Source organism: Psychrobacter faecalis (genome assembly GCF_016107575.1).
In the GTDB taxonomy this organism is placed as follows: domain Bacteria; phylum Pseudomonadota; class Gammaproteobacteria; order Pseudomonadales; family Moraxellaceae; genus Psychrobacter; species Psychrobacter faecalis.
In genome coordinates this window covers 23,907-48,403 of sequence record NZ_JABAST010000010.1, presented here as the reverse complement: position 1 = coordinate 48,403, position 24,497 = coordinate 23,907, and the positions used below count along the sequence as shown (strand labels likewise).

General features: G+C 45.2%; 34 protein-coding genes, 1 tRNA gene and 1 pseudogene. 8 read left to right on the top strand and 28 right to left on the bottom strand.

Translation table 11 applies throughout. From position 1 onward, the window contains the following. Positions 1 to 125: 125 nt before the first annotated feature. The 16 genes and pseudogenes from rpsQ to JFC07_RS04930 all read right to left on the bottom strand — a co-directional run bounded on the left by rpsQ (position 126) and on the right by JFC07_RS04930 (position 11,005). On the bottom strand, positions 126 to 398 hold the full coding sequence (gene rpsQ / locus JFC07_RS05005; RefSeq protein ID WP_068408467.1) for a 30S ribosomal protein S17: 273 nt from the start codon (positions 396 to 398) through the stop codon (positions 126 to 128). After that, a complete protein-coding gene (gene rpmC / locus JFC07_RS05000) occupies positions 395 to 592 on the bottom strand; it encodes a 50S ribosomal protein L29 (protein ID WP_068408469.1) in 198 nt (65 codons plus the stop codon). The genes rpsQ and rpmC overlap by 4 nt, the downstream gene beginning before the upstream one ends. Further along, positions 592 to 1,005: a 50S ribosomal protein L16 gene (rplP, locus tag JFC07_RS04995; RefSeq protein ID WP_068034608.1), complete on the bottom strand. Its 414-nt coding sequence runs from the start codon at positions 1,003 to 1,005 to the stop codon at positions 592 to 594. Before rplP ends, rpmC begins: the two co-directional genes overlap by 1 nt. Next, a pseudogene (rpsC, locus tag JFC07_RS04990) lies at positions 903 to 1,737 on the bottom strand (30S ribosomal protein S3). The gene rplP and the pseudogene rpsC overlap by 103 nt, the downstream one beginning before the upstream one ends. 3 nt (positions 1,738 to 1,740) lie before the next feature. Then, complete coding sequence (rplV, locus tag JFC07_RS04985) at positions 1,741 to 2,070, bottom strand: 50S ribosomal protein L22 (protein WP_068408473.1); 330 nt, start codon at positions 2,068 to 2,070, stop codon at positions 1,741 to 1,743. A gap of 10 nt (positions 2,071 to 2,080) precedes the next feature. Then, entirely contained in the window at positions 2,081 to 2,356 is a 276-nt protein-coding gene (gene rpsS / locus JFC07_RS04980; protein ID WP_010196682.1) for a 30S ribosomal protein S19, read from the bottom strand. A 12-nt stretch (positions 2,357 to 2,368) separates the two neighbouring features. Continuing rightward, entirely contained in the window at positions 2,369 to 3,196 is an 828-nt protein-coding gene (gene rplB, locus JFC07_RS04975; protein ID WP_068408475.1) for a 50S ribosomal protein L2, read from the bottom strand. Positions 3,197 to 3,207: 11 nt separating this feature from the next. Further along, positions 3,208 to 3,558 (bottom strand): 50S ribosomal protein L23, encoded by a 351-nt coding sequence (rplW, locus tag JFC07_RS04970; protein WP_068408477.1) that lies wholly within the window; start codon positions 3,556 to 3,558, stop codon positions 3,208 to 3,210. Continuing rightward, the gene (rplD, locus tag JFC07_RS04965; protein ID WP_068408479.1) at positions 3,555 to 4,157 is read right to left on the bottom strand and encodes a 50S ribosomal protein L4; all 603 of its coding nucleotides are present in this window, start codon (positions 4,155 to 4,157) and stop codon (positions 3,555 to 3,557) included. The genes rplW and rplD overlap by 4 nt, the downstream gene beginning before the upstream one ends. A gap of 14 nt (positions 4,158 to 4,171) precedes the next feature. After that, positions 4,172 to 4,810 carry a 50S ribosomal protein L3 gene (rplC, locus tag JFC07_RS04960; protein WP_068408481.1) on the bottom strand — a complete coding sequence of 213 codons (639 nt, stop codon included), beginning with the start codon at positions 4,808 to 4,810 and terminating at the stop codon, positions 4,172 to 4,174. A 47-nt stretch (positions 4,811 to 4,857) separates the two neighbouring features. Beyond that, positions 4,858 to 5,169 carry a 30S ribosomal protein S10 gene (gene rpsJ / locus JFC07_RS04955; RefSeq protein WP_010196670.1) on the bottom strand — a complete coding sequence of 104 codons (312 nt, stop codon included), beginning with the start codon at positions 5,167 to 5,169 and terminating at the stop codon, positions 4,858 to 4,860. Positions 5,170 to 5,597: 428 nt separating this feature from the next. Then, a complete protein-coding gene (locus JFC07_RS04950) occupies positions 5,598 to 7,190 on the bottom strand; it encodes an Rne/Rng family ribonuclease (protein WP_198328458.1) in 1,593 nt (530 codons plus the stop codon). A gap of 226 nt (positions 7,191 to 7,416) precedes the next feature. Then, on the bottom strand, positions 7,417 to 8,103 hold the full coding sequence (locus JFC07_RS04945; RefSeq protein WP_198328456.1) for a Maf family protein: 687 nt from the start codon (positions 8,101 to 8,103) through the stop codon (positions 7,417 to 7,419). Between the two features lie 72 nt (positions 8,104 to 8,175). Then, positions 8,176 to 8,661 carry a rod shape-determining protein MreD gene (gene mreD / locus JFC07_RS04940; protein ID WP_144297881.1) on the bottom strand — a complete coding sequence of 162 codons (486 nt, stop codon included), beginning with the start codon at positions 8,659 to 8,661 and terminating at the stop codon, positions 8,176 to 8,178. A gap of 202 nt (positions 8,662 to 8,863) precedes the next feature. Beyond that, on the bottom strand, positions 8,864 to 9,724 hold the full coding sequence (gene mreC / locus JFC07_RS04935; RefSeq protein WP_198328454.1) for a rod shape-determining protein MreC: 861 nt from the start codon (positions 9,722 to 9,724) through the stop codon (positions 8,864 to 8,866). Between the two features lie 243 nt (positions 9,725 to 9,967). Continuing rightward, on the bottom strand, positions 9,968 to 11,005 hold the full coding sequence (locus tag JFC07_RS04930; protein WP_414706782.1) for a rod shape-determining protein: 1,038 nt from the start codon (positions 11,003 to 11,005) through the stop codon (positions 9,968 to 9,970). 689 nt (positions 11,006 to 11,694) lie between these two features. On the opposite strand from JFC07_RS04930, the gene gatC reads away from it, so the two are divergent. The 4 genes from gatC (at position 11,695) to JFC07_RS04910 (ending at position 15,297) form a co-directional block, all read left to right on the top strand. Then, the gene (gene gatC, locus JFC07_RS04925) at positions 11,695 to 12,009 is read left to right on the top strand and encodes an Asp-tRNA(Asn)/Glu-tRNA(Gln) amidotransferase subunit GatC (protein WP_198328453.1); all 315 of its coding nucleotides are present in this window, start codon (positions 11,695 to 11,697) and stop codon (positions 12,007 to 12,009) included. 68 nt (positions 12,010 to 12,077) lie between these two features. Then, positions 12,078 to 13,580 carry an Asp-tRNA(Asn)/Glu-tRNA(Gln) amidotransferase subunit GatA gene (gene gatA / locus JFC07_RS04920; RefSeq protein WP_198328451.1) on the top strand — a complete coding sequence of 501 codons (1,503 nt, stop codon included), beginning with the start codon at positions 12,078 to 12,080 and terminating at the stop codon, positions 13,578 to 13,580. Next, positions 13,580 to 15,106, top strand: a complete 1,527-nt coding sequence (gene gatB / locus JFC07_RS04915; RefSeq protein ID WP_198328449.1) for an Asp-tRNA(Asn)/Glu-tRNA(Gln) amidotransferase subunit GatB — start codon at positions 13,580 to 13,582, stop codon at positions 15,104 to 15,106. The genes gatA and gatB overlap by 1 nt, the downstream gene beginning before the upstream one ends. A gap of 114 nt (positions 15,107 to 15,220) precedes the next feature. Continuing rightward, positions 15,221 to 15,297, top strand: a tRNA-Pro gene (locus JFC07_RS04910). A gap of 69 nt (positions 15,298 to 15,366) precedes the next feature. Here JFC07_RS04910 and JFC07_RS04905 read toward each other — a convergent pair. The 12 genes from JFC07_RS04905 to JFC07_RS04855 form a co-directional block, all read right to left on the bottom strand. After that, a complete protein-coding gene (locus JFC07_RS04905) occupies positions 15,367 to 16,440 on the bottom strand; it encodes a tyrosine-type recombinase/integrase (protein ID WP_198328447.1) in 1,074 nt (357 codons plus the stop codon). Then, positions 16,347 to 16,727, bottom strand: a complete 381-nt coding sequence (locus tag JFC07_RS04900) for a hypothetical protein (protein WP_198328446.1) — start codon at positions 16,725 to 16,727, stop codon at positions 16,347 to 16,349. The genes JFC07_RS04905 and JFC07_RS04900 overlap by 94 nt, the downstream gene beginning before the upstream one ends. Beyond that, entirely contained in the window at positions 16,720 to 17,337 is a 618-nt protein-coding gene (locus JFC07_RS04895; RefSeq protein WP_198328438.1) for a hypothetical protein, read from the bottom strand. The genes JFC07_RS04900 and JFC07_RS04895 overlap by 8 nt, the downstream gene beginning before the upstream one ends. Positions 17,338 to 17,452: 115 nt before the next feature. Next, a complete protein-coding gene (locus JFC07_RS04890; RefSeq protein WP_198328436.1) occupies positions 17,453 to 17,653 on the bottom strand; it encodes a TraR/DksA C4-type zinc finger protein in 201 nt (66 codons plus the stop codon). A gap of 3 nt (positions 17,654 to 17,656) precedes the next feature. Then, positions 17,657 to 17,875, bottom strand: a complete 219-nt coding sequence (locus JFC07_RS04885) for a hypothetical protein (protein ID WP_198328435.1) — start codon at positions 17,873 to 17,875, stop codon at positions 17,657 to 17,659. Beyond that, positions 17,859 to 18,071: a hypothetical protein gene (locus tag JFC07_RS04880; protein WP_093071442.1), complete on the bottom strand. Its 213-nt coding sequence runs from the start codon at positions 18,069 to 18,071 to the stop codon at positions 17,859 to 17,861. The genes JFC07_RS04885 and JFC07_RS04880 overlap by 17 nt, the downstream gene beginning before the upstream one ends. Beyond that, positions 18,068 to 18,589 carry a hypothetical protein gene (locus JFC07_RS04875; protein WP_198328433.1) on the bottom strand — a complete coding sequence of 174 codons (522 nt, stop codon included), beginning with the start codon at positions 18,587 to 18,589 and terminating at the stop codon, positions 18,068 to 18,070. The genes JFC07_RS04880 and JFC07_RS04875 overlap by 4 nt, the downstream gene beginning before the upstream one ends. Further along, positions 18,589 to 18,942, bottom strand: coding sequence for a hypothetical protein (locus JFC07_RS04870; protein WP_198328431.1), 354 nt, complete (start codon positions 18,940 to 18,942; stop codon positions 18,589 to 18,591). Before JFC07_RS04870 ends, JFC07_RS04875 begins: the two co-directional genes overlap by 1 nt. Next, positions 18,935 to 19,654 (bottom strand): hypothetical protein, encoded by a 720-nt coding sequence (locus JFC07_RS04865; RefSeq protein WP_198328429.1) that lies wholly within the window; start codon positions 19,652 to 19,654, stop codon positions 18,935 to 18,937. Before JFC07_RS04865 ends, JFC07_RS04870 begins: the two co-directional genes overlap by 8 nt. Next, the gene (locus JFC07_RS04860) at positions 19,651 to 19,875 is read right to left on the bottom strand and encodes a hypothetical protein (protein WP_198328428.1); all 225 of its coding nucleotides are present in this window, start codon (positions 19,873 to 19,875) and stop codon (positions 19,651 to 19,653) included. Before JFC07_RS04860 ends, JFC07_RS04865 begins: the two co-directional genes overlap by 4 nt. A gap of 134 nt (positions 19,876 to 20,009) precedes the next feature. Beyond that, positions 20,010 to 20,135 carry a hypothetical protein gene (locus JFC07_RS13255; protein ID WP_265090558.1) on the bottom strand — a complete coding sequence of 42 codons (126 nt, stop codon included), beginning with the start codon at positions 20,133 to 20,135 and terminating at the stop codon, positions 20,010 to 20,012. After that, entirely contained in the window at positions 20,135 to 20,818 is a 684-nt protein-coding gene (locus tag JFC07_RS04855; protein WP_198328426.1) for an XRE family transcriptional regulator, read from the bottom strand. The genes JFC07_RS13255 and JFC07_RS04855 overlap by 1 nt, the downstream gene beginning before the upstream one ends. A 126-nt stretch (positions 20,819 to 20,944) precedes the next feature. Between JFC07_RS04855 and JFC07_RS04850 the strand changes: the two genes are divergently transcribed. From JFC07_RS04850 to JFC07_RS04835, 4 genes are read left to right on the top strand one after another with little or no spacing between them, the layout of a single operon-like run. Then, on the top strand, positions 20,945 to 21,205 hold the full coding sequence (locus JFC07_RS04850; protein ID WP_198328424.1) for a transcriptional regulator: 261 nt from the start codon (positions 20,945 to 20,947) through the stop codon (positions 21,203 to 21,205). Positions 21,206 to 21,246: 41 nt separating this feature from the next. Then, positions 21,247 to 21,747, top strand: coding sequence for a phage regulatory CII family protein (locus JFC07_RS04845; protein WP_198328423.1), 501 nt, complete (start codon positions 21,247 to 21,249; stop codon positions 21,745 to 21,747). Next, on the top strand, positions 21,737 to 22,747 hold the full coding sequence (locus JFC07_RS04840) for a primase-helicase zinc-binding domain-containing protein (protein ID WP_198328421.1): 1,011 nt from the start codon (positions 21,737 to 21,739) through the stop codon (positions 22,745 to 22,747). The genes JFC07_RS04845 and JFC07_RS04840 overlap by 11 nt, the downstream gene beginning before the upstream one ends. Continuing rightward, a complete protein-coding gene (locus tag JFC07_RS04835) occupies positions 22,747 to 24,447 on the top strand; it encodes a primase-helicase family protein (protein WP_198328419.1) in 1,701 nt (566 codons plus the stop codon). Before JFC07_RS04840 ends, JFC07_RS04835 begins: the two co-directional genes overlap by 1 nt. The last annotated feature ends 50 nt before the right edge of the window (positions 24,448 to 24,497 follow it).

The window sequence follows — 24,497 nt, the reverse complement described above, 5'->3', positions numbered from 1 at the left end:
GAGTAGTCGGCATTTTAATATTAATAACCGCTGCTACTCTTAATGTGAGTGATATACGCTCGGCGCAATCAGCATCCTTAAAAAGGCGGCTATTTTAACAGCTTCTGGCTTTTAATGCAATTTACTTAGATTTTTTCTACTTTTTCAACCACTTCAACCAAAGTCCAAGACTTGGTTTTTGAGATTGGACGCGTTTCTTTGATGCGGACAAGGTCGCCTTGTTGACAAACGTTATCTTCATCATGAGCTTTGATTTTTGTAGAACGACGAAGCTGTTTGCCATACAAAGGATGACGAACCAGACGCTCAATCAAAACTGTGATGGATTTGTCCATCTTGTCGCTGACAACTCGTCCTGTCAATACGCTAGCATTAGCTGTTTGATTGTTATCGCTCATGAGTCGCCTCGTTGTTTCTCGTTAATCAAAGTCTGAATCTGAGCAATCGTGCGACGATTGCTTCTGACTTCATGGGTGTTACCCAACTGACCCGTTGCTTTAGCCATACGAATACGGAAAGCATCAAGTTGCTTTTCATCAAGTAACTGAGTCAGTTCTTCTAATGATTTATCACGTAATTCACTGATCTTCATTACATTATCGTCCGCTTAACAATGGTAGTTTTAAAGGGCAGTTTTGCTGCAGCAAGCGTTAACGCTTCGCGAGCAAGTTCTTCTGAAACCCCTTCGAGTTCATATAGCACTTTACCAGGTTTGATTTCGCATACCCAATACTCGACTGGACCTTTACCTTTACCCATACGTACTTCTAGTGGTTTGTTGGTAATAGGTTTGTCTGGGAATACACGAATCCAAATCTTACCGCCACGCTTGATTTTACGAGTGATGGTACGACGTGCTGCTTCAATTTGACGGGCAGTCATACGACCACGAGTCAACGATTTTAGACCAATTTGTCCGAATGCAACGGTGCTTCCACGGTGAGCAAGACCTGTGTTACGACCTTTGTGCATTTTACGAAACTTGGTACGTTTTGGCTGTAACATAGTTTAACCTCTGTCTGTGTTTCGACGGTTTCCGTTTCCACGACCACGGCGTTTTGGCGCACGAGTCTGCTCTTCTTTGACGGGATTATATACGCTGTTCATACCGTCAAGGATTTCGCCACGGAAAATCCAAACTTTTACACCGATAGTGCCGTATGTGGTTTCTGCACGAATTGACGCGTAGTCAATATCAGCGCGGAGTGTATGCAATGGCACACGACCTTCACGGTACCATTCAGTACGAGCAATCTCAGCACCGCCAAGACGGCCAGACAGCTCAACTTTAATACCTTTAGCACCAGAACGCATGCTGTTCTGTACGGCGCGTTTCATCGCACGACGGAACATAACACGGCGCTCAAGCTGGCTGCCGATACCGTCTGCTACCAAACGTGCATCAAGATCAGGTGATGTGATTTCTTCAATGTTGACCTGAGCAGGTACGCCCATAATTTTGGTCAATTCTTTTTGAAGTCTTTCGATATCTTCGCCTTTTTTACCGATAACAATACCAGGACGCGCAGTGGCGATGGTAATCTTAGCAGCACCAGTAGGACGCTCAATCATAATGTTGCTGATCATAGCGTTGTCTAGTTTTTTGCGTAGATACTCACGAACTTGAATGTCGTTGATGAGGTATTCTGAGTATTGTTTAGGGTTAGCATACCAGTTTGCGTTATGCTTTTTGACAACACCAAGACGAATTCCGATTGGATGTACTTTTTGACCCATAACTTATTCTCCTACCTTTATAGTGATGTGACAAGTACGCTTACTGATACGATCAGCGCGACCTTTAGCACGTGGTAGGATACGTTTTAGCGTAATGCCTTCATCAACGTAGATGGTTGATACTTTAAGAGTATCGATATCTAAACCGTTGTTGTGTTCGGCATTGGCGATGGCTGAGTCAAGACATTTCTTAACGAAAACAGCGCCTTTTTTATTACTATACGTTAGGATATCCAAAGCACGCTCGATAGATTTGCCACGAACTTCATCAGCAACGAGTCTAACTTTTTGTGCCGATATGGCGGCACCGCGTAATTTTGCAGTTACTTCCATGGTAAGCACCTTATCTCTTAGCTTTCTTGTCAATGCCATGACCACGATATGTACGAGTCGGGGCAAATTCACCTAGTTTATGACCAACCATCTGCTCGCTTACGATAACCGGTACGTGAGTACGGCCGTTGTGAACAGATAAGGTTAGGCCAACCATTTGTGGCAAAATCATCGAGCGGCGCGACCAAGTTTTAATTGGTTTGCGTGAGTTGGTGTCTAATGCATTCTCAACTTTAGCAAATAAGTGCGCGTCTATGAATGGACCTTTTTTCAATGAACGAGGCATGAAATTCTTCCTTTATTTCTTCTTGGCGCGGCGGCGGATGATCATACTGTCAGTACGCTTATTATGACGCGTTTTAAGTCCTTTAGACTTCTGACCCCAAGGGCTGGTTGGATGGCGACCTTTGTTACGACCTTCACCACCACCGTGTGGGTGATCAACCGGGTTCATAGCGACACCACGAACAGAAGGACGAACACCGCGCCAACGTGAAGCACCGGCTTTACCAAGTGATTTCAAGTTATTTTCAGTGTTAGAAACTTCACCAATAACAGCACGGCAATTCACGTGTACGCGGCGAGTTTCACCTGAGCGTAGACGTAGAATAGCATAAATACCGTCACGACCTAGTAGCTGAACGCTGGCACCCGCAGAACGAGCTAGCTGTGCACCTTTACCGATTTTAAGTTCGATATTGTGTATCACAGTACCCAATGGGATGTTTTTCAGTGGTAAGCAGTTACCTGGACGGATTGGAGAGTTCTCTCCTGACATGACGGTATCGCCAACTGCTTGTTTTTTAGCAGCAATGATATAGCGACGTTCGCCGTCAGCGTACTTAAGTAAAGCAATGTGTGCAGTACGGTTAGGATCGTATTCGATACGCTCAACCACAGCTGGGATATTGTCTTTAGTACGTTTAAAATCGATAATACGATAATGCTGCTTATGACCACCACCAACGTGACGAGTCGTGATGCGACCATTATTGTTACGACCACCTGACTTACTTTTTGATTCGAGAAGCGCTGCAAAAGGACGACCTTTGTAAAGGTGTGGATGCACCACTTTTTCAACAAAACGACGGCCTGGTGATGTTGGCTTTGCTTTTACGATAGGCATGAGTGTAATCCTTATTCGTTGTTCGCTGTTTCACTAGTAGAAGCAGTCGTGTTTGCGACTTCTTCACCAGCATCAGCCATTTGTACATCTTGACCAGCTTTTAAGGTAACGTAGGCTTTTTTATAGTCATTACGACGGCCGATATTTTTACCAAAACGCTTTGTCTTACCTTTAACATTCAAAGTGTTTACTTTTAAAACTTCAACGCCTTCGAACATCATCTCAACCGCTTTTTTGACTTCAAGCTTAGTAGCATTAGAGTCAACTTTAAATACCTGTACACCAAGTGAGTCGCCAAGCATTTGAGATTTTTCTGAGAATACAGGCCCTCTTAAGACCTGATAAAGTCTTGCGTTATTCATGCTAGTGCTTCCTCAAATTGTTTCGCAGCTTCAACTGACATGATTACTTTATCAAAAGCAATCAAGCTCACTGGATCCACTTCGTTTGTACCAAGTACATTGACGTGTGGGATGTTGCGCGCAGCTAAGTATAGATTTTCGTCAACTTCTTTGGTGACGATGAGTGCACGAGGTGCGCCCAAATCATTTAACTTTGCAATCAGCTCTTTGGTCTTAGGACCAGAAACGCTTAGCTCTTCAACCAAAATCAAACGCTCTTGGCGAATCAATTCGGCTAGGATGCACTGCATCGCACCGCGATACATTTTGCGGTTAACTTTCTGTGACCAATCTTGTGGTTTGGCTGCGAATGCACGACCACCTGAACGCCAGATTGGGCTACGAATAGAACCTGCACGAGCGCGACCAGTACCTTTTTGGCGCCATGGCTTGATGCCACCACCAGAAACTTCGGCACGGGTTTTCTGAGCGCGTGTACCTTGACGAGCACCAGCAAGATATGCGGTGACGACCTGATGCACTAATGCTTCGTTGAATTCACGACCGAAAGCCGTATCAGAAAGCTCAACTGCCGCCCCTGTAACTGTTTTTAAATCCACGTTAATCCCCTTGCTTAGGCTTTGACTGACGGACGTACGATGACATCGCCACCGGTGGCACCTGGGATAGCACCCTTGATGACAAGTAACCCTTTTTCAACATCAACCGATATCACTTCTAGGCCCTGAACGGTAACGCGTTTGTTACCCATTTGACCTGGCATTTTTTTGCCTTTGAAGACTTTACCTGGTGACTGGTTTTGACCAGTTGAACCAAGGACACGGTGAGACACTGAGTTACCATGAGTGGCATCTTGCATGCTAAAGTTGTGACGCTTTACGCCGCCTTGAAAGCCTTTACCTTTACTCTGTCCTGTGACATCTACAATCTGACCTTGTTCGAACAAGTCAGCTAGGATCTCACCACCAATTTCACGACCTTCAAGATCGCTGTCATTGGCACGAAATTCCCATACACCACGGCCAGCTGCAACGCCAGCTTTAGCGAAGTGACCTTTCTGTGCAGCAGTTACGCGGCTGTCACGACGAGTACCTGTGGTAACTTGAATGGCTTGATAGCCATCTACATCAGTATTTTTTACTTGAGTAATGCGGTTAGCATGGACCTCAACCACTGTAACAGGAATAGATTCGCCTGCTTCAGTGAAGATACGGGTCATGCCGCATTTTTTACCGACTAAACCGATCGCCATTTTAGACCTCTTTATATCTTATATTAATGGGTTGGGTGTGTTTTGCATTAACCCAAAGCAATTTGAACGTCAACACCCGCCGCTAAGTCTAACTTCATTAGCGCATCCACAGTTTTGTCGGTAGGCTGAACGATATCAACCATACGCTTGTGAGTACGGATTTCGTACTGGTCACGAGCGTCTTTATTAACGTGTGGTGAGGTTAGAACGTTGAAGCGCTCAATGCGAGTCGGCAACGGTACAGGACCACAAACTTGCGCACCGGTGCGCTTTGCAGTATCAACGATCTCTTGTGCAGATTGATCAATCAGACGATGATCAAAAGACTTAAGACGGATACGGATTCTCTGGTTAGCCATGCCAGCAAGCTCCTAATATGTGCTTTTGTCATTCTTGCTTTGCAAAGATATGAGCAAAAGCCGTTTGGTTAAATATTCACTTTAAGCGGCCTTCTGTTCTTAACCAGAATGAGTTCGTTACCGGAACTTATAGCGTGCCAAAAGCAAAATAGTTTAAAGCCCCGCCGACCCTTCCATTATAGGATGTCAGCAAAGGCATAATGAAATAGTGCTAGAAACGATGCTCTAGCTGTCATAGCGCCAGCTGTTTAATTGGCTGCGCATATATAATTCAGTGGTGTGTATTATACATAGTATTTCGCTCATTGCAAGAGTAATATCGGCGGTGTTTTGAGATATCCCCCTTTATAAACAAGCGCTTTTATCAATAATTTTCTTATCAAAACCTCAATTAAGATACTTTATAATGGTATAAATTTACTCTATCATTAATCTAAAACGATGTCATATTGCTCTTGGGTATAGAGATTTTCGACCTCAAAGGTAATCACTCTACCTAATAGATACTCTAAATCTGCGACGGTGTCTGATTCGGTGGTCAATAGTAAGTCAATGACGGCAGCATGGGCAACCACAGTGAATTTCTTGGGCGAGTTATAAGTTCGCGCACAGCGCATAATCTCGCGAAATATCTCAAAGCAAACGGTTTCGGCCGTTTTAACAAAGCCGCGACCCTGACAGGTTGAGCAAGGTTCACATAGCTGCTGTCCAAGCGACTCACGGGTACGTTTACGCGTCATTTCAACCAGCCCAAGCTCACTGACTTGGGTAATTTTGGTTTTGGCGTAGTCTTGCGCTAGCTGCGCTTGCAGGCTCTCTAAAATATCGTCTTTATGCTGCTGCTCAAGCATATCAATAAAATCTAAGATAATAATGCCGCCAAGGTTTCTTAGGCGTAATTGCCGTGCAATAGCGTGGGTGGCCTCTAAATTGGTTTTATAAACGGTATCTTCTAACGAGCGCCCACCGACAAAAGAGCCAGTATTGACATCGATGGTGGTCATGGCTTCGGTTTGATCGATAATCAGATAACCGCCAGACTTTAAATCGACACGACGTTTTAGGGCATCACGCAAATCATCCTCGACACGGTGGACATCAAACAAGGAAGGCTCGGCGGTATAATGCACAATACGGTCGTAGACGAAAGGCACAAACTCTTTAGCAAAATAACGGACTTGCTCGTAGATTTGCGCGTTATCAATCACCACTTTTTCGGTATCGGCATGCACCAAGTCACGAATGGAGCGCAGCGGCAGTGATAATTCTTGATAAATAAGCTCAGAGCTTTGATTTGGTTTTGTTTCTTGGCGACGGGCACAAATGGTGCGCCAGAGCTGCAATAGATAGTAGATATCTTCTTCGAGTTTATCGACTGGCACGCGCTCAGCAGCGGTGCGCGCAATCAGCCCACCTTGTAGATTGACCGTTTGCATCAGGCTCGCCAGTTCAGTTTTGAGACGAGTACGTTCTTCTTCGCCATCAATACGCTGCGAGATACCGATATGGTCACTCGATGGCAGATAGACCAAGTAACGTGATGGTAGCGATATATTGGTAGTTAAACGCGCGCCCTTGCTACCAAGCTGGTCTTTGGTCACTTGTACTAAGATACGTTGGCCTTCGTGCAGTCGATGCTGGATAAGAGATTTTGTAACGGCTACAACCTCGGTGCTGTGCGCACTGACCACAGGCGGCGTGACCGCCAAATCATCAGCGGTAGCTTCGATAACAGGACGTTGGTTATTGGTGTTTTCTGAGGTCTTATTTTTGCTCTCGCTAACAGGACGCGGTTCGCGCTGCATGTCATTGACATGTAAAAACGCTGTGCGTGACTGGCCGATGTCGACAAAAGCTGCCTGCATACCCGGAAGCACGCGTACTACCGTGCCCAAATAAATATTGCCGACCAAGCCCAGTTTATGATGACGCTCGATATAAATCTCGCCCAACACCCCGTTATCTAACACGGCGACGCGCGATTCCATGGGACTAATATTAATCAGCAGCTCTTCGGACATAATATTTTCTCTTAGCACTCAGCTTTCTTGTGAAGCGTTCATCGTTTGGTAGCCTCACAGTGTACCAAATGCACCTTGGGTTTGCCCATTATCCTAGCGTGTCATTATGTGCAGATAATTGAGTGATAGCCATTTGCCATCTCATGTAAGACCAACCATTTAATTATCCTACATCAAATACGCGCTACTCTCACCTACCTGTTTACTCAGCTTATTTGCTCAATGCTTAGGCTCTATCGTTGGCGCTGATAGCCGTGATATTTTTAATCAACGCCACGGTTTGTGCCAGCGGTAAACCAACCACATTGGTATAGCTGCCATTAATGCGGCTTACCCAGGCGGCGCCCAAACCCTGAATACCGTAGCCACCAGCTTTATCAGCAGGCTCGCCGCTGTCCCAATAGTTTTCCATCATCTCTTCGGTTAAAGGAATAAAGGTGACATCGGTGCGCTCAGTAATTTGTTGTTGATTCACGATTTGAAATGCTCTGCCGGAGGTTGGAGAGCTTGAAGACTTAGCAGATAACAATACTTGAGTTGCTTGCACCGCTGTCCATACTTGGTGAGTATTATCGGACATCTGCTGCCACATACGATAAGCGTCTGCTCGGCTGTCGGGCTTGACCAATACCGTTTTACCATCGGCTAAGACGCCAATGGTATCAGCGGTTAAAATAATTAGAAATACAGATAGATCAGTTTGACTGTCGTTTAGCTTTTTATTTAGTTCTTTATTCAATTGCTCTAGCGCCGCTTCTGCTTTGCTAGCAACCATACGTTCAATGTAATCTTTAGGAGATTCATTCACATGCGGCGTTTCATCAATATCGACGCTCATGACCGTAAAGTTTAGTTGCGCTCTGGTTAGTAGCTCATGACGACGCGGTGAGCCAGACGCTAAAATGAGGTTCATCGTGATACTCTTATTTTATAAAATTATGGTTTTGCAGGAAAATTGATAATATAGACCGAGTAAGCAAAAAAGCTAGCGGGCAAATCTCCGTAAGGCCAATAGCACCAATGGCCAGCTGATGATACTCATGAATAACGATAGAGCAGATTGGGCAACAAAGGTATTTTGGATAAACAGCTGCAATATCCATAAGCTGACTTGGAAAACAACCAATCCTAGGCTTGCAATAAGCCAAGCGCTAATGGTATTAAGCTGTCTGATATAGATACTGGTAATTTTTATGACCATGGCGACCATAACGGCGGCGAAGGCTTGCTGACCTAGGTGGGTATCCATTAATAAATCGGCGATAATGCCAATAGCAAAGGCGCTAAAAATCCCGACGTAGCGCGGCTGAAACAGTAACCAAAAAATCAGCACCATCACCATCACCATCGGACGCAGTGCAGCCATACTTGGGCTTAAAGGATAGACGCTCAGCGATGAGGCAATAATAAAACTCAGTATAATCAAGGCTGGGAGTACCCCAGTTGCATCATCAAAATCCGCGTATGCCATGAATACTTACCTTTAGCGAGAGTTTAGCAGCTATTTAATCGTTCAGTTAATATTGAAAAAAGTAGCAGCGCTAGTTGACCAAACAATTCTGAATACTATTTATCTTATCTGTCTATCTAGACGTCTATATAAATGTCTGTGCAAATGTCTAGGGTATCAATGAGGACACGCAATGCGGGCTTATGAGTAAGCTGACAAGCCCTTAGTTTTCTTTAATACCGGCATTTCTTCTATTAACCAGTTTATCTTGCAGCACCAACACATAAGCGTTATCAATAAAATTTGCTGCCGGCGTAACTTCAATACTTCTAAAGTTATCCTCTTGCGTGTCTTCGACATGGGCGATACGACCAACGCGATAGCCCGCCGGAATACGTCCGCCCAAGCCTGAAGACACCAGCTCATCACCGACGCGCACATCTGAGGTCTTAAAGACGTAGTTGAGACGTAATGAGGTCGGTATGCCCTCGCCCGTGACGATAGCGCGCTGTCCGGTGCGTTTGACGGTCACAGCAACCGATTGCTGCTCATCGGTAATTAGCAATAAGCGACTGGTATTAGGATAGACATTAATAATCTGACCTAAAATACCCACTTCATCGATGACCGTTTGACCGACTTGCACGCCATCTTGTTCGCCTTTATTGAGCACCACGATTTGTCTGAGAAGATTGGTATCAGTGCCGATCACTTGCGCGAGATTTAAATCAAATTGCTCAGGGCGTGTGGTCGATAAGATACCTTGCAAGCGCGCGTTTTGTGCCAAGATATAATCCTGCTGCTGCAGCTTGGCTTGGGCATGGATGAGTTGCGACTTTAGCTGCATGTTTTCGCGGCGTAGCGCCTCTTTCGACTGCAAGCTACCGCTCGACCAGTGTTTTGCATAACTCGGTAATAACGACAGCTCATAAATAGGCTGCATGGCGGCATGGGTAGTCGAGCGCATCGGCTTAAACCATTCTGGATTTTTGCTATCAAACCACATCAATACCAGCGCCACTATCAATACGATAGCAGTCTTACGAAGCGCGAGCGGCTGACGAGCAAAAATACTTGGAATCATAATTGGTCTAATCTAGAGGTTTTAATGTGAGCAATAGTTGCGACTCGCCATAACAGCAGCAAATATCAGCATATAGCGTCAGTTCAAAATAATGTCGATACGTTAATAACCACGCGTGACTTATCGTACTTCTATTGCATTTTGGTATGGCTAAATGTCATTAAAGGCAACCTTATTGGCTACCTTTAATAGGAAAAAACAAATAGAATCAAACAATTTTTATAGCGCTTTAATATTCACAATTTAAACAAAAATCATATTTAGGCTTTTGTTGTTGATAAAATCAAGCGCAATACCGCCGCCACGGCTGACACAAGTCAATGGCTCTTCAGCGACCGTCACAGGCAGACCGGTTTCTTTAGAGATAAGCTTGTCTAAATCACGCAGCAATGCGCCGCCGCCAGTTAAGACAATACCACGCTCAGCGATGTCTGATGACAACTCAGGTGGCGTCTGTTCAAGTGCTGCTTTTACCGCGCTGACGATACCGCTTAATGGGTCGCTGAGGGCTTTTTGTACTTCTTCTGAATTGACCGTAAAGGTCTTTGGTACGCCTTCTGCCATGCTGCGACCGCGAACTTCAACTTCTAACTGGCTGTCTTCATTTAATGCCGAACCCACCTCTTGCTTGATACGCTCAGCGGTGGTTTCACCAATCACGCAGCCATGCGTACGGCGCACATGAGTAATAATCGCTTCATCAAACATATCGCCGCCGATACGAATCGACTCGGCATAGACGCAGCCTGACAGCGCGATAACAGCAATCTCAGTCGTGCCACCACCGATATCAACGACCATTGAACCACTGGCTTCATGCACGGGCATACCCGCACCGATTGCGGCGGCCATAGGTTCTTCTAGCAACAATACTTTGCTCGCGCCAGCCGACGAAACCGCTTCACGAATCGCTTTACGCTCAACCAACGTCGATTTGCATGGCACACAAACCACCACGTTGGGCTGTGCCATAAAACGCTTGGCTTTTACTTTAGTGATAAAATGCTTGAGCATTTTTTGTGTCACTTCAAAGTCTGCAATCACGCCATCTTTTAATGGGCGAATAGCCGTGATGTTGGCAGGCGTACGACCTAGCATCTGTTTGGCATCAATACCAACGGCGGCGACGGTAGGGTTTTGGGTACGATTACTACGTAGCGCGACCACTGTAGGCTCGTCGAGCACCACCCCTTTACCAGGAATAAAGATAAGGGTGTTCGCAGTACCGAGGTCGATTGCGATATTATTTGATAAAAATCCAAACGGGTTCATGGCTAATATATCCAGCGTATTACAAATGAGGCGAATGAGGCGAACGAAATTGACTGAGGGTTACTCGTCAGTGTTGAGCAGGTCGTCGTAAGACGTGACCGATGGCGCGAGTTTATCATCGCAGCAAGTCAAACCGAAGCAATAATGATGAAATGAAAAAACTGAGCTAAATTATACCGATTTAGCTCAAAAAAAACACAGAAATTTGCATCAGTACGCTAGGATTTTGCCATTAAACGCGAAAAGATGTTACAAAGTTTGAAATGACAGAGCAGAGCATGGCATTTAATGAAACATCATTTAATTCAAACACTAACAAGGCGCGATCACCAAGTATTATTGCTGCGGCGGGTCTTGCTAAAGCATTTAAAGGCATTTACTTAACGTTTCGCTGAGCAGTGGCTGCATACTGTAACGTATTTCTGAACGCAATGCTGAGCAATTGACAATCAATCCATAACTATTGGGTCAATTTTGTAATGCTCTTTATTTGAACAAAGTTAGTAAAGATACAGCAGCAATCGATGCCCTGCTCTGTAATCTTCGGTGAGATGCTTTATAATAAAGGCACTCTTTATAAAATACTCAGGTAGATTGTTTATTTGCGTGTATTTTAAACATTATTACTTTATTCAGTTATTAGTCATTACCTATTTTTATCCCTACTCTAATAAAAACTATCCTTCACTGGAGAAACTATGTCACAGCAAACCCTCGCCGCTGAAAGCAATGTCAGCCGCAAAGAAATCTTAGAAGTTGCCCGCCTTGCACGCCTCGGTGTTGATGAAGACACCGCCAGCAGCTACGCCGACGACATCAGCGACGTATTAAAATTGATGCAAACGCTTGGCAGTGTCGACACCACTGGTATCAAACCTTTATCAAACATTCATGAAGTTTGCCAAGATTTGCGCGCCGATGTCGCCAAACACGATATCAATCGCGAGCGCAATCAATCGGTCGCGCCTGCCGTAGAAGCAGGTTTATACCTTGTGCCACAAGTGATTGAATAATTGCCCCAATAATTTTTACCGTATTTCACTTTATTTAATGTTATTCACATTTTGACGGACGACACCTTATGTCTGAACTTCACCTTTTAAGTACCCAGCAGCTGATTACGGGCTTGCAAGACAAGCAATTTAGCAGTGCAGAATTAACTGAGCACTATATCAAGCGTATCGACGCGCTCGACAGTAAGATCAACAGCTTTATCACCCACACCTCCGAAACCGCGCGCGCGCAAGCACAAGCCGCTGATGAGATGCGTGCCCAAGGTGACAAGCGTCCCCTGCTTGGTGTGCCGATGGCGCATAAAGATATCTTTTGTACCCAAGGTGTCTTAACGACTTGTGGCTCAAAAATGCTGCATAACTTTGTGTCACCTTATGATGCCACTGTCGTCACCAATATCAATAAAGCCGGCATGATTAGCCTTGGTAAGCTCAATATGGATGAGTTTGCGATGGGCTCGGATAATGAGAGCTCGCATTATGGCGCGGTACACAATCCTTGGAATCTTGAGCGCGTCCCAGGTGGCTCATCAGGTGGTAGTGCCGCTGCCGTTGCCGCAGGGTTTGTTCCGGTTGCTACTGCCAGCGATACTGGTGGTTCTATCCGTCAGCCTGCTTCATTTTGTGGTTTAACCGGTATCAAACCAACTTATGGTCGTATCTCGCGCTTTGGTATGATTGCTTATGCGTCAAGCCTTGACCAAGCGGGTAGCATGGGCCGCAGTGCTATGGACTGTGCGTATCTGCTACAACCGATGATTGGTCATGACCCGCGCGACGCCACTTCTATCAAGCATGATATACCAGATTACGTGCAAGACTTAAACAATGCAGTCACAACTGCTGGCGACACCGCCAAGCCATTAGAAGGCTTACGTATTGGCGTGGCAAAAGAGTACTTTACCAAAGGTCTAGATACCGAAGTCGAGCAAGCCGTACGGGCAGCGCTAAAGCAATACGAAGCGCTTGGTGCGAAGATTGTAGAAGTCAACATCACTGACCCTGAAATTACCCTTGCGACTTATTATATGCTCGCCCCTGCTGAAGCATCATCGAACTTATCGCGTTTCGATGGCGTGCGTTTTGGCTATCGCTGTGAGAATCCAACTGACCTGCTTGACTTATATACGCGCTCACGCTCAGAAGGCTTTGGCCCTGAAGTACAACGTCGTATTTTGACCGGTACTTATGCGCTATCCGCGGGTTACTTTGATGCCTATTACACTAAAGCTCAAAAAGTACGCCGCCTTATCGTGCAAGATTTTGAAGACGCCTTTAACAATTGTGATGTCATCGCCAGTCCTACCGCGCCAACAGCAGCTTATAAACTTGCTGAAGACCTTGATCCTGCAACCATGTATTTGGGTGACGTATATACCATCGGTGTTAACTTAGCGGGTTTACCTGCCCTTAGTCAGCCGGTTGGTTTAACCTCAAACGGCTTACCAATTGGGCTGCAATTGATTGGTCAGTACTGGCAAGAAAGCAAACTGCTCTCTACCGCGCATTTATTTCAGCAGCATACCGGCCACCATTTACAACACTCTACCATCGCGAAGGAGACGGTATAATGAACACAGCAACTACTACTGATAATGCCGCTCAGCAAGAAATCGTCCGCAAAGAGCTGTTCGTTGATGGCTATGAAGTGGTCATCGGGATTGAGATCCATTGCCAACTTAATACTGAAAGTAAAATATTTTCCAGCGCGCCGACTGACTTTGGTCATGAGCCAAATACCCAAGCCAGTATCGTTGATTTAGGGCTGCCTGGCGTATTGCCTGTATTGAATACGGGCGTGGTCGATCGTGCCTTAAAGTTTGGTATCGGTGTCAATGCTGAGCTGGGGTTATTTAATACCTTTGACCGCAAAAACTACTTCTATCCAGATTTGCCAAAAGGCTATCAAATCACCCAAATGGCCAATCCTATCGTTGGCAAAGGTTACATCGATGTGGTGGTCAATGAAGGCGAGAAAAACGAATACCCAAAACGTATGGGTATCACCCGCGCGCACCTAGAAGAAGATGCGGGTAAATCCGTACACGATGCCGTCGATGGTATGACAGGCGTTGACCTTAACCGCGCAGGTACGCCACTTATCGAAATCGTCTCTGAGCCTGATATGCGCTCAGCTGCCGAAGCGATTGCTTATATCAAAGCCATTCACCAGCTGGTCACATGGCTTGGTATCTCAGATGCGATTATGGCAGAAGGCTCATTCCGCTGCGACTGTAACGTCTCTGTGCGTAAACCGGGCGCAGATTTGGGAACACGTACGGAGTTGAAAAACCTCAACTCATTCCGCTTTATCGAACGCGCCATCAATCGTGAAATCGAGCGTCAAATCGACATCATCGAGGACGGCGGTAAAGTCATCCAAGCGACGATGCTATACGACCCTGAGCGCGATGAAACCCGTACCATGCGTACCAAAGAAGACGCCAACGACTATCGCTACTTCCCTGACCCTGACTTACTGCCCGTACGTATCGAGCAGCATACGGTCGATGCCATCAAGGCTGCGATGCCTGAACTACCTGTTGCTCGCCGTGCACGCTTTGAAGAAGCGCTTGGACTATCAGAATACGACGCTCGTATCTTGACCGGTAGCCGTCCGCTCGCCGATTATTTTGAAAATGTCGTCGCTGAGGTCGGACAACAAGACGCCAAAATGGCGGCTAACTGGGTCATGGGTGATCTACTCGGTGCCCTTAACAAAGATGATAAAGACATCGCCGACTCGCCTATCAGCGCCAAGCAATTGGCTGGCATGCTGGCACGTATCAAAGATGACACTTTATCGGGTAAATTAGCGAAGAAAGTCTTTAGTGCGCTTTATGAGCGCGAAGGCGGCGATGCTGATGACGCTGCTGATAAAATCATCGAAGAAAAAGGGCTTAAGCAAGAAACCGATACGGGCGCAATTAAAGCCATCGTTGAAGACGTTATTGCCAAAAACCAAGCGATGGTCGATGAGTATCGCGGCGGTAAAGAAAAAGCCTTTAACGGTTTGGTTGGGCAAGTGATGAAAGCCAGCCGCGGCAGTGCTAACCCGCAACAAGTCAACCAAATCCTAAAAGAATTACTAGGTTAAGGTTGAATAACTATGTATGCAACTGACTGTGATAAGTAAAATGCCATTGTAGATTTTGGCTAAAATAAATAGCCCTTGCAATATGCATAATTTTGCGTAAAATAGTCAGTCATTCGGGGCGTAGCGCAGTCTGGTAGCGCACTACACTGGGGGTGTAGTGGTCGCAGGTTCAAATCCTGCCGTTCCGACCAAGAAATACTATATAACTCAACGGCTTAGGTCGTTGAGTTATTTTTTTGGCACAAATTTGGCACAGATTCTCACCTACTCCCCGTATCTAATTTAGCAATCTCACTACGTGCTTTCGACACGTCGATCCAGCGCGCATATCTAGTCTCAAGCGTTCTCACGCTATGGCCCGTTTGTTTGGCCACAAAGTAAATATTCAATCCATCTGTTAAACAGTTTGTTATAAAAGTATGTCGTGTCGTGTAAGTAGCTCGATGTCGTATGCCAGTCGCTTTCATCGCGGCGGTAAGCGCTCGTCTTGGCGTCTTATCTGTTTGCCAAGCACTATTAATGAATCGCGGCGACATAAACAGCCGATCACTGACTGGTGATTTGATACGTTTTAATCGCTTCAGCGCATCTTCACTGCGCGCATTAAAGAAGACATCACGATATTCAGCCGTCTTGGTGCGATTAACCAGCTCCCCATCACTCATGACTTTGCTTACTTTAATCAGTCCCGCGTCCCAATCGATATCATCCCAAGTCAGCGCGAGCAGCTCACCCGTGCGCATACCTGTCCAAAACGCCAATTCAAAATATAACCAATATACAGCTTCATCTTTACCATGTTTGTCATGCAACCAGGTAAGCAGGCGCTCCATTTCATCGCGGCTAAACGGGTCAGGCGGTAGTGTTTGATGCTTAGTGTTCTTTATTTTATCGACTGGGTTGGTATGTATGACGCTATCATCTAATGCAATGCCAAAAACGCCGCGTAAGGGGATTAGGTTATTATTACGTGTCTTTTCACTAGACCAAATAATGTCCGCTATCAATGTGCGGACCTCTTTTGCGGTAATGGTATGGATTTCACGTTGGTACCAGGGCGGTATCCAGTATCTATCAAGAGATTTTGCGTATTCGCGCAAGGTGGCTTTGCTGACGTCTGCTTGCTTTAGATAAAGCCTGGCATAGTCTAAAAAGGTAGGAGTGGTTTTTGGGGCATCATCATTACCGCACAATTCATTGATGATATCGTCAGTAAGTGTGCCCCATTTGGCATGTTCAGCTAAGCGATTTCTGATAACAGACGCGGCGGTGTAGCCACGTTCTGTCGCGGGGAGCTTTTCAAGCGTTTGCCAGTGTCTCTTTTTGTGCCACATCCACCAGATACGGATGGTGCCATTTCTGTCGGTGACGCCTGTGGGCAGCGATTTGCTGCTTGCTGACTTGCCCAATTGTTATACCCCGCAATACTATAATAGAGGCGACCGTCATCAAACTTAGCCCAGACAATACCTTCTGGCCACATCTCATGTTTGCCGCGTAACGATGATTGCTTGATACCAGTGATTTGCTCAAAGCGCTCAGCCTGTACCCAGTCAATCAACCCGCCTCCATTTTGTATTACTTCAATAAGCTGGTCAATAATTTGCGGAATATTAGTCATCTGTCACCCCATCTATTACTTTAAACTCAATCACCCATACCCAAGGGTTTGTAAACCATGCAGCCTCGCCATGCTTTACCATCCAGTAGTCAGCAGCAAAATCCATCAACCCATCGCGCGCCTCTTTTAGTGAATCGCCAAGCGTTATGTCTTGCACACGCTCAATGCTAATATCGGTTATTTCCAAGATTAGACGGCTTGCCCAATATGGCATGTGTTCAGCGTCAATAGGTCCAGTATATTCTTGATGATCATCATCCCATGGTAAGTACAAATCACTTGGCGTATAAGGGTCTTTGCATTTAACTAACGAGTGCGTCGCATCATAAAACCAGTCCCAACTATTAGCTGTATGTGTTGGCTCCTGCACCCACAATCGATCACCGATAGCTCCAAAAGGACAAGGTTTAAGCAAAACCTCTTGCCGTTCGTCATCTATTTCTTTTATACAGACAGCGCTATCACCCTCTGCACTAAAATCCCATTCAAAACCTTCGTCAATCTCCTTCGCGGTTAATACAGGCACTCTATGCTGCGTCTTATTACCTGCTAGCACTGCGTTAACTTCTTGCGTGGTCAAGATTATTGGGCGTTCTTTTGTATTACTCACAGTCATTCCCCTTTATTCATCTCAATCGACAACAACCAAATCATGGCGACTACCAACATGCCAAGCAAGATAGCCATGCCGGTAATTACTAATAATTGCTCATTATTGGTTAGCATCACCGTCCCCTTCTCTCAAATACGCTTTGGCAGTCTACACAGAGCGTTACCCCGCCCACGGCTTGGCGTCTAGCCGGTATATCTTCGCCACATTCCAAACATTCTGTCAGTGACGGTTTATCAAATTTTGGTGCGCGACTTAGACAGTGAGCCAGTGTTAAATCAACATAGTCGTTTGCGCGATCAGCATCATCAGCCATTACTTACCCCATCTTCTCAACATTCGCTTCGATACGCTTATAGCCGATACCGTAGCGATATTCTATTTTCATCCCACGGTCAGCCAAGCGACATGCCCGACCAACCAGGTGACGACCAGCACTGCATGCGTCTACAATTTCCCAGCAGCTTGTGTCTACTTCTAGCCAACTCAGGCCATAATTATTTGCTGCAAACGTGATTCTTTTAATCTTTTTTGACATTACTACTCTCACTTGCTTGGATCATTGCATCTGCCCAGTCACGTATGTCTTTTAAGCGGTCGATGCTGAATTTTTTAAGGATATAAATATCTGCTTTGTCTGGCATTTTGTTATGCGGCGTTTGCAGCTTGATAAATAGTGCGTCATCTCTGACAAATAAATGAGCACGGCGGTTAAGGGATAATGTTTTACTCATCGCTTTAGCTCCCGTAATATCAGACTTTTAATCGTACCGGCTGCGTATAACTGCCCGTTTTTACCATCGATATTGACGACATGATGATTGCGCGTACCGTAATGCTCCCTATCGATTGCCAGGTAATAGCCGTGATGTTCAAACTTCTTGCGCTTGTCGATACGATTGCGTATTTGACACTTATAATTATCAGGTGTGCAGCTGAGTAAGACGCTGATATCGGGTACGACGCCCTCAGTGTCCCAAAGCGGCTGAATCATACGACGTTTGACAGCAGAGTCAGCATTGCGATGCTTATCAAACAAGATGACATCCAAGTGGCTATAGTTGCCAAGCAAATAGTCATCATCAAAGTTGACTACATCGATACCGCGCTCAAGTACGATAACGTCAGTGATAATGCCTTGCGCATTTAAGCACCGCTGCACGCGTTCGCAGGCTGTAGTGACACCGATGTGTGGTGCGCCACTGATATTAATTAGCAAAGGCCCTTTACGTTTTTGGGTATTGATAGACATTACGCCACCTCACTGTGTTCGCTATTGGCAGCTACGACGTCAAGTAGCGGCTCAAGGTTGATGTTATGAGCAAACGCCTTGCGTAAGTCAGCTTCTAAATGCACCAATACCGCCCAGTACATTGGATTGATACGGCAACGACGCTGTGACACTTGCACGATTACTAGGCGCAGTTGCTCAGCGACATCAAGCATAGTGTGCTGGTCGCGTAGTTCGATTGGCTTGGCAATATGCTTGCACCACTGGTTTTCGGCATCGCGTAAAGCGGTACGGCTGACAGCGTTGCTAAGTTTGGCGTTGTGCATGAGCGATACTAAGATAGTACTCGGCTTGATATTGGCGATATTACGCATAGCAAGCCTCCAACGCCGCACGGAAGGCTGGCAGTTCGGCTTCGGTTATGGTGCGATAAGTTTCGTTGTGCCAAACCGATATCTTTACGTACTGACCTGTATGAATAAACTGATTCATTGAAAAACGGCTAGTAAGATCGGCTATGCCAAAGCTTGATTTATCACTATGCTCTATATTTGATGTTGCTATGACAATCGCAAAATTAGGACGCTTAACATTAAAGGAATTTTTACCAATCACGATGTCCCACGCCATCAATTTATCACCACCAATCGCATAGTCGTCTTCGCTAAAACGGTCCATGCTATGCATGCGCTGGATAAGTGTTTCGGATAGGTTTTTGATAAAGATAAGCTGCATATCAGCTTGGGTGATTTGTGGTACTGATTCAGATAGCCAATTAGGTTGGTCTAATACATCATCGATATGTGGGACGCATTCGTCTAAATCACTGCTTAGATAATCGACATCGTTGACGGTTTCGCGGTTAAGATCATTTTCCCAAGGAGAGTGCGTTACAGGCGCATCATTAGCTGCTTCAGCTTGCATGGCTGCAAGTAAGCGGTCGCCGTGACTGTCATTTTTAACTGACAGTGCAAGTGTCACAGCGTCGATTTTCGCTTTTAAAGCATCAATATCAGCTTTGGTTTCGTTATCAAAACCGATTTCAAAGCGTGTGATTAGCTTGCCTAGCTTGTTTTGAGTGCTCATGCCACACCCCCCATCGTCATAGCGACAATCAATAGGGTGCAAAGCGCCATAAACCAGCGTGTATTTCTACGCGCTAATTTGTTGGTTATTTCGGTTTGAGTAAGTTTCTGCTCAGCGGCTTGGAGTTGCTGGTTACGTTCAGCTAGGATTAGTTGTAGGCGCTCAATCTGTTGTTGAGCGCGCGTTGGTGGGACCGTTCCGTTGGTTTGATATTGAGACATGACGTTATACCCGTTTTGTTGATTACGGGTATATATTAATCATTTGTTGTTAATAATGTCAAATCTTTTGTTGTTTATATTTAAAATAGTTAAAATTGAACAACAAAACACGTTATAAAATTAGCGGGGTTTAGTTAATCAAACTCATAAACTTCTATATAGACACACCAACCATGAGCTAAAGGATTGTCTTTTGAGACTGGCTTAGCATGCGCAAAGTAATGCTCAATCCAATATTCTACCCATGGCCTACTAGTCATTATAATATTCCTGTGCATTCATTATCTAATAGGTGCAGCTCGTCGCGTAGTCTGCTAGGCGGCTGTATCTCTACGAATGGATTTAAAACATTCACATCTTCGCAATTAAAAGACATACGCTCCATGCCATTAACAGAAATGACAGTAATAATGCCATGTTGGCAACTGACAAATTCTTTTATCATGTTGCGCCCATCTCTTAATACGATATGTACGTATTCTCCTGCGCATGGCTCTCTTTTAGGGTCAAATACTATATACCAGCCTGAACGCAATGCAGGGAACATGCTGTCACCTACGGCACGTATGACATACGCTGAATCACTAGCATTATTTACTTCTAAGTATCCATCCCCACCATTCCCCATGTAATCTAGCTCCAGCCAATATCCATTATCACCCATCTGAGCTGAACCTTTAACTGGAACGTACTTAATAGGGTTTTTAACTATACCGTCTCCCTTCTCTTTTTCCTTTTTAATCATTTCGCCCATACCGCTCATCAACCAATCAATGTCAATGTCCAGTGCTTTCGCTATTTGAGCAGAATAAGAGCTCTTCTTACTATCTCTTTTTTCTAATGTAGATAATGCTTGCTGTGTCCAACCGATTAGATCAGCAAGCTCACCTTGTTTGAGACCTCTAAACTCTCTTGCCTCTTTAACTCGCTGTCCAAGTGCCATAACTATTGCCTCCATAATTATCAGTAATTTAAAACAAATGAAGTTACAAAGCTAACAACAAAAGATTTGACAGTATTAACAACAAATGATTAAATACAATAAAATTAACAACAAAGGATTTACATCATGAATCTTAAACCTATTACACCTAAACAAGCACTTGCCAAAGCAGTTAAAGCAGCGGGCGGTCAAACTGAGCTTGCAAACCTAATTAACACCAAACAACAAAACGTTTGGCAATGGCTAAATAGAGATGGTAAAGCCTCTGCTAAGTATGTTGTAAAAATTAGCGAAGCAACTGGCGTCCCATATCACGAGTTACGTCCAGATATATTTCCAACTCCCGCTCCAGCCAACGATCCAAGTAATCAACAACAACTAGCTTAACGCTTAAGCAAAAATAAAAGAACGACAATAACGGGGGCAATATGTCGACCACAATATTTACATCAGCTCAGCGCGCAGAACATTGCGTATTATCACTTGAACAAGCCGTCTACCACGCTTGCAAAAAAGAACGTGGCACACTGGGCAAGATTGCTGATATTTATGGCGTTAACTACAACACGCTTGCTTTACAAGTGAATCCAAACCGTAGCAGCCACACGCTTGCGCCTGAAACGATTGAACTAGTACTCGAACATACCCAGTCGTCGTTAATCATGGATGCTATCTGCTGCGCTCATGGCAGCGCCGGATGGTTTTTACTGCCTGCCCCCGATACTCAGTGTGATGAAATGATGGACCTTGCTTTGTTAGGTCAAAAGTTTGCAGACCTCAATAGCACTGCTATTGACGCTTATGCTGACAAGATTATCGAACCTGACGAAAATGCCCGTATTCAAAGAGATTGCCAAGCATTAATTCGTCATATTCATGGGATTTCAGAAAGTTCCAAACGCAATATGGAGAGACACAATGACAGATAAACGCACCCCTTTAGACTTTGACGCCATACGCGCAGCAGCTGTCGGTAATTATGTCTCGACCATATTCCCTGCGGCAGGCATTAGCTTCAGTAAAGCTGCCCATCAGCATCAGTCATGTCCTATGTGCGGCGGCTCTAATAGATTTCGTTGTGATGATAAGCGCGGTGAAGGGACTTGGATATGCTCACAGTGCGGCGCTGGCAATGGCTTCATGCTCGTACAGCAATACACTGGTCTTGATGTTTATGAGACTAACAAGCTGATTGCAGGCGCAATAGGGATTGATGCGACTAGCATGGTCACAGATGAGCAACGCGCACACTGGCAATCACAGCAAGTCGAGCGTGAAGCCGTTGAGAAAGCTGAAAAGCGCCAGGCTCGCATTGATGCTGCCAGTCGTGCCCAAATCATTTGGGATAACTCAAAGCCAGCAGCTGACGATCACCCTTACTTACTACGCAAAAACGTCTCAGCAATTGGGTTGAGCCAAGACGCTAATGATAACTTAATCATCCCGATGTATTACCACAATGCTGACAAACAACAAATAACACTGGTCAACGTGCAAACCATTGCACCTGACAGCGAAAAGTTGTTTTTAAAAGGCGGCTTGGTAAGCGGCGCTTACTTTACGATTGGCAGCCCTGCTATGTTTGGCGGCGGCGTGATACTCATCTGTGAAGGTTACGCAACTGGCGCTACTGTGTTTGACGCAATGAGCTATAGCTTGCCTGTGATTGTGGCATTTAACGCAAACAATCTAATACCGGTCGCCCAATCTATACGCGCTCAATATCCTGATCATCGTATTATTATTATCGCCGATGACGATACTGCCACAGCTATTAAGATGCGCGATAAAGCCATTGCAGAGGGTAAAGAGCCCAAGCCTTTGATTGAGTACAATACGGGTATTCGTGAGGCACGTAACGCCGCCATCGCTATTAATGGTGAGATGGTAGTACCAAGTTTTGATTTACTAGATAAGGATGCGGCGTAATGCAAGGCAAACAACATACAGACTTTAACGACCTCGCCGCTGCATCTGGACTTAATGAAGTAGCACGTCAAATCAAGCATGCGCTAGCCAATCAGTCAATCGTGACGCAAGCGGCCAATGACGATCAGTCTAATAATACTGCGCCTACCACTCAACATAACGGCAATGTACCGGCTGATATTGAACAAGAAATGCGACTGGCGGCAATGCTCAAGCGTTACGCTCAAATCACTGATATCGGCAAAGTAACCAATAAAGTCTATGACACAGAGCAAAAGATTGAGTATACAAAGACGCAGTTTGCTAATGAAATTGGTAATAAGAAATTAGCAGCACGTTGGTGGGAAACGAAGCATCGTAAGATTGCAAAGTCAGAAGTTGCAAAAGACCTTGATGTAATGATGGCTGTCGAAGCTCAATCGATGTTCCAGCGCTACTTCCTTATCTATGGCACCAAAGAAGTTTGGGATGACGTTGAGCGCGTTCGTCTGCCCGTTGATACCATCAAACTAGCACGCCCTAATGAGTATGAGATCTGGCTTAAGTCAGAGGCGCGTATTACTATTAAAGCGGATAACATCTGGTTTGACCCTACTCGCACCAAAACACCCAAGCATGAAAAAGATATTGCTATCAATACGTTTGATGGCCTACCACTAAAGCCTATTGAGACAGATATCAAAGACGCTGCCAAGATGTGCAAGCCGATCACTGACCTGCTATTACATTTGTGCGAAGGCAAACAAGAAGTCTATGAATGGGTGCTTAGATGGCTAGCCATTCCATTACAGCAACCTGGTACCAAGCTTGATACGGCTCTTATCTTTCACGGCGAAGTGCAAGGTGCAGGTAAGTCGCTATTCTTTGACCGCATCATGTCACGTATCTACGGCGATTATGCTGTCACACTTGGTCAAGGTCAGCTTGAGTCTCAATATAATGATTGGGTATCAAACAAGCTTTATGCATTATTTGAAGAGATATTTAGCGGAAGTGACCGCTATTCACAGATGGGCATGGTTAAGCAGCTCATCACTGGAAATACAATCTATATCAGTAAAAAGTTTATGAGCGGTTGGCAGCAAGATAACTTTGTTAATGCGATATTCTTATCAAACAATATGATGCCACTGTCATTAGAACAAAACGATAGACGTCATGTTGTCTGCTATCCACAACAAAAGATTCCCGCACCCATTTTAAATGACGTCGCGGCAGCATTATCTGACACTGACGACAAGATGCTACGCGCTTTCTACACTTTGCTCATGATGACTGATTTAAAAGGCCAGACAGCACATACACCAGCACTCATGACCAGTAGCAAACGTCAGCTCATCCGTTTAAGCCAACCAAACTGGGAAGTGTTTTATGATGACTGGGTGGCTGGTGAGGCTGGAATACCTTATTGCAGCGCCCTTACTGACGATTTATATGATTACTATCAGCATTGGTGTCGTAAAGGCGGCGAACGCGGTACCACTAAAACCAAATTAATGACATATATTGGTAGACGTGAACACAAGGAGCGGTTAAGATATCAACTTCCTGGCGGGATGCGAGTCGTCCAAGCGACAGTAATTGCTGTTAATATGCCAACCAACTATCCAACAGCTGAAGCTGCCAACCAACAAGTATGGCTTGGGCAGCAAATCAAGCTTATGAAGAACGCTATCGGTCACAAACTTGACCCAAAATAGCCAACCATGTGCATAGTGTGCACCCCATGTGCATAGTATAAAAACAAACT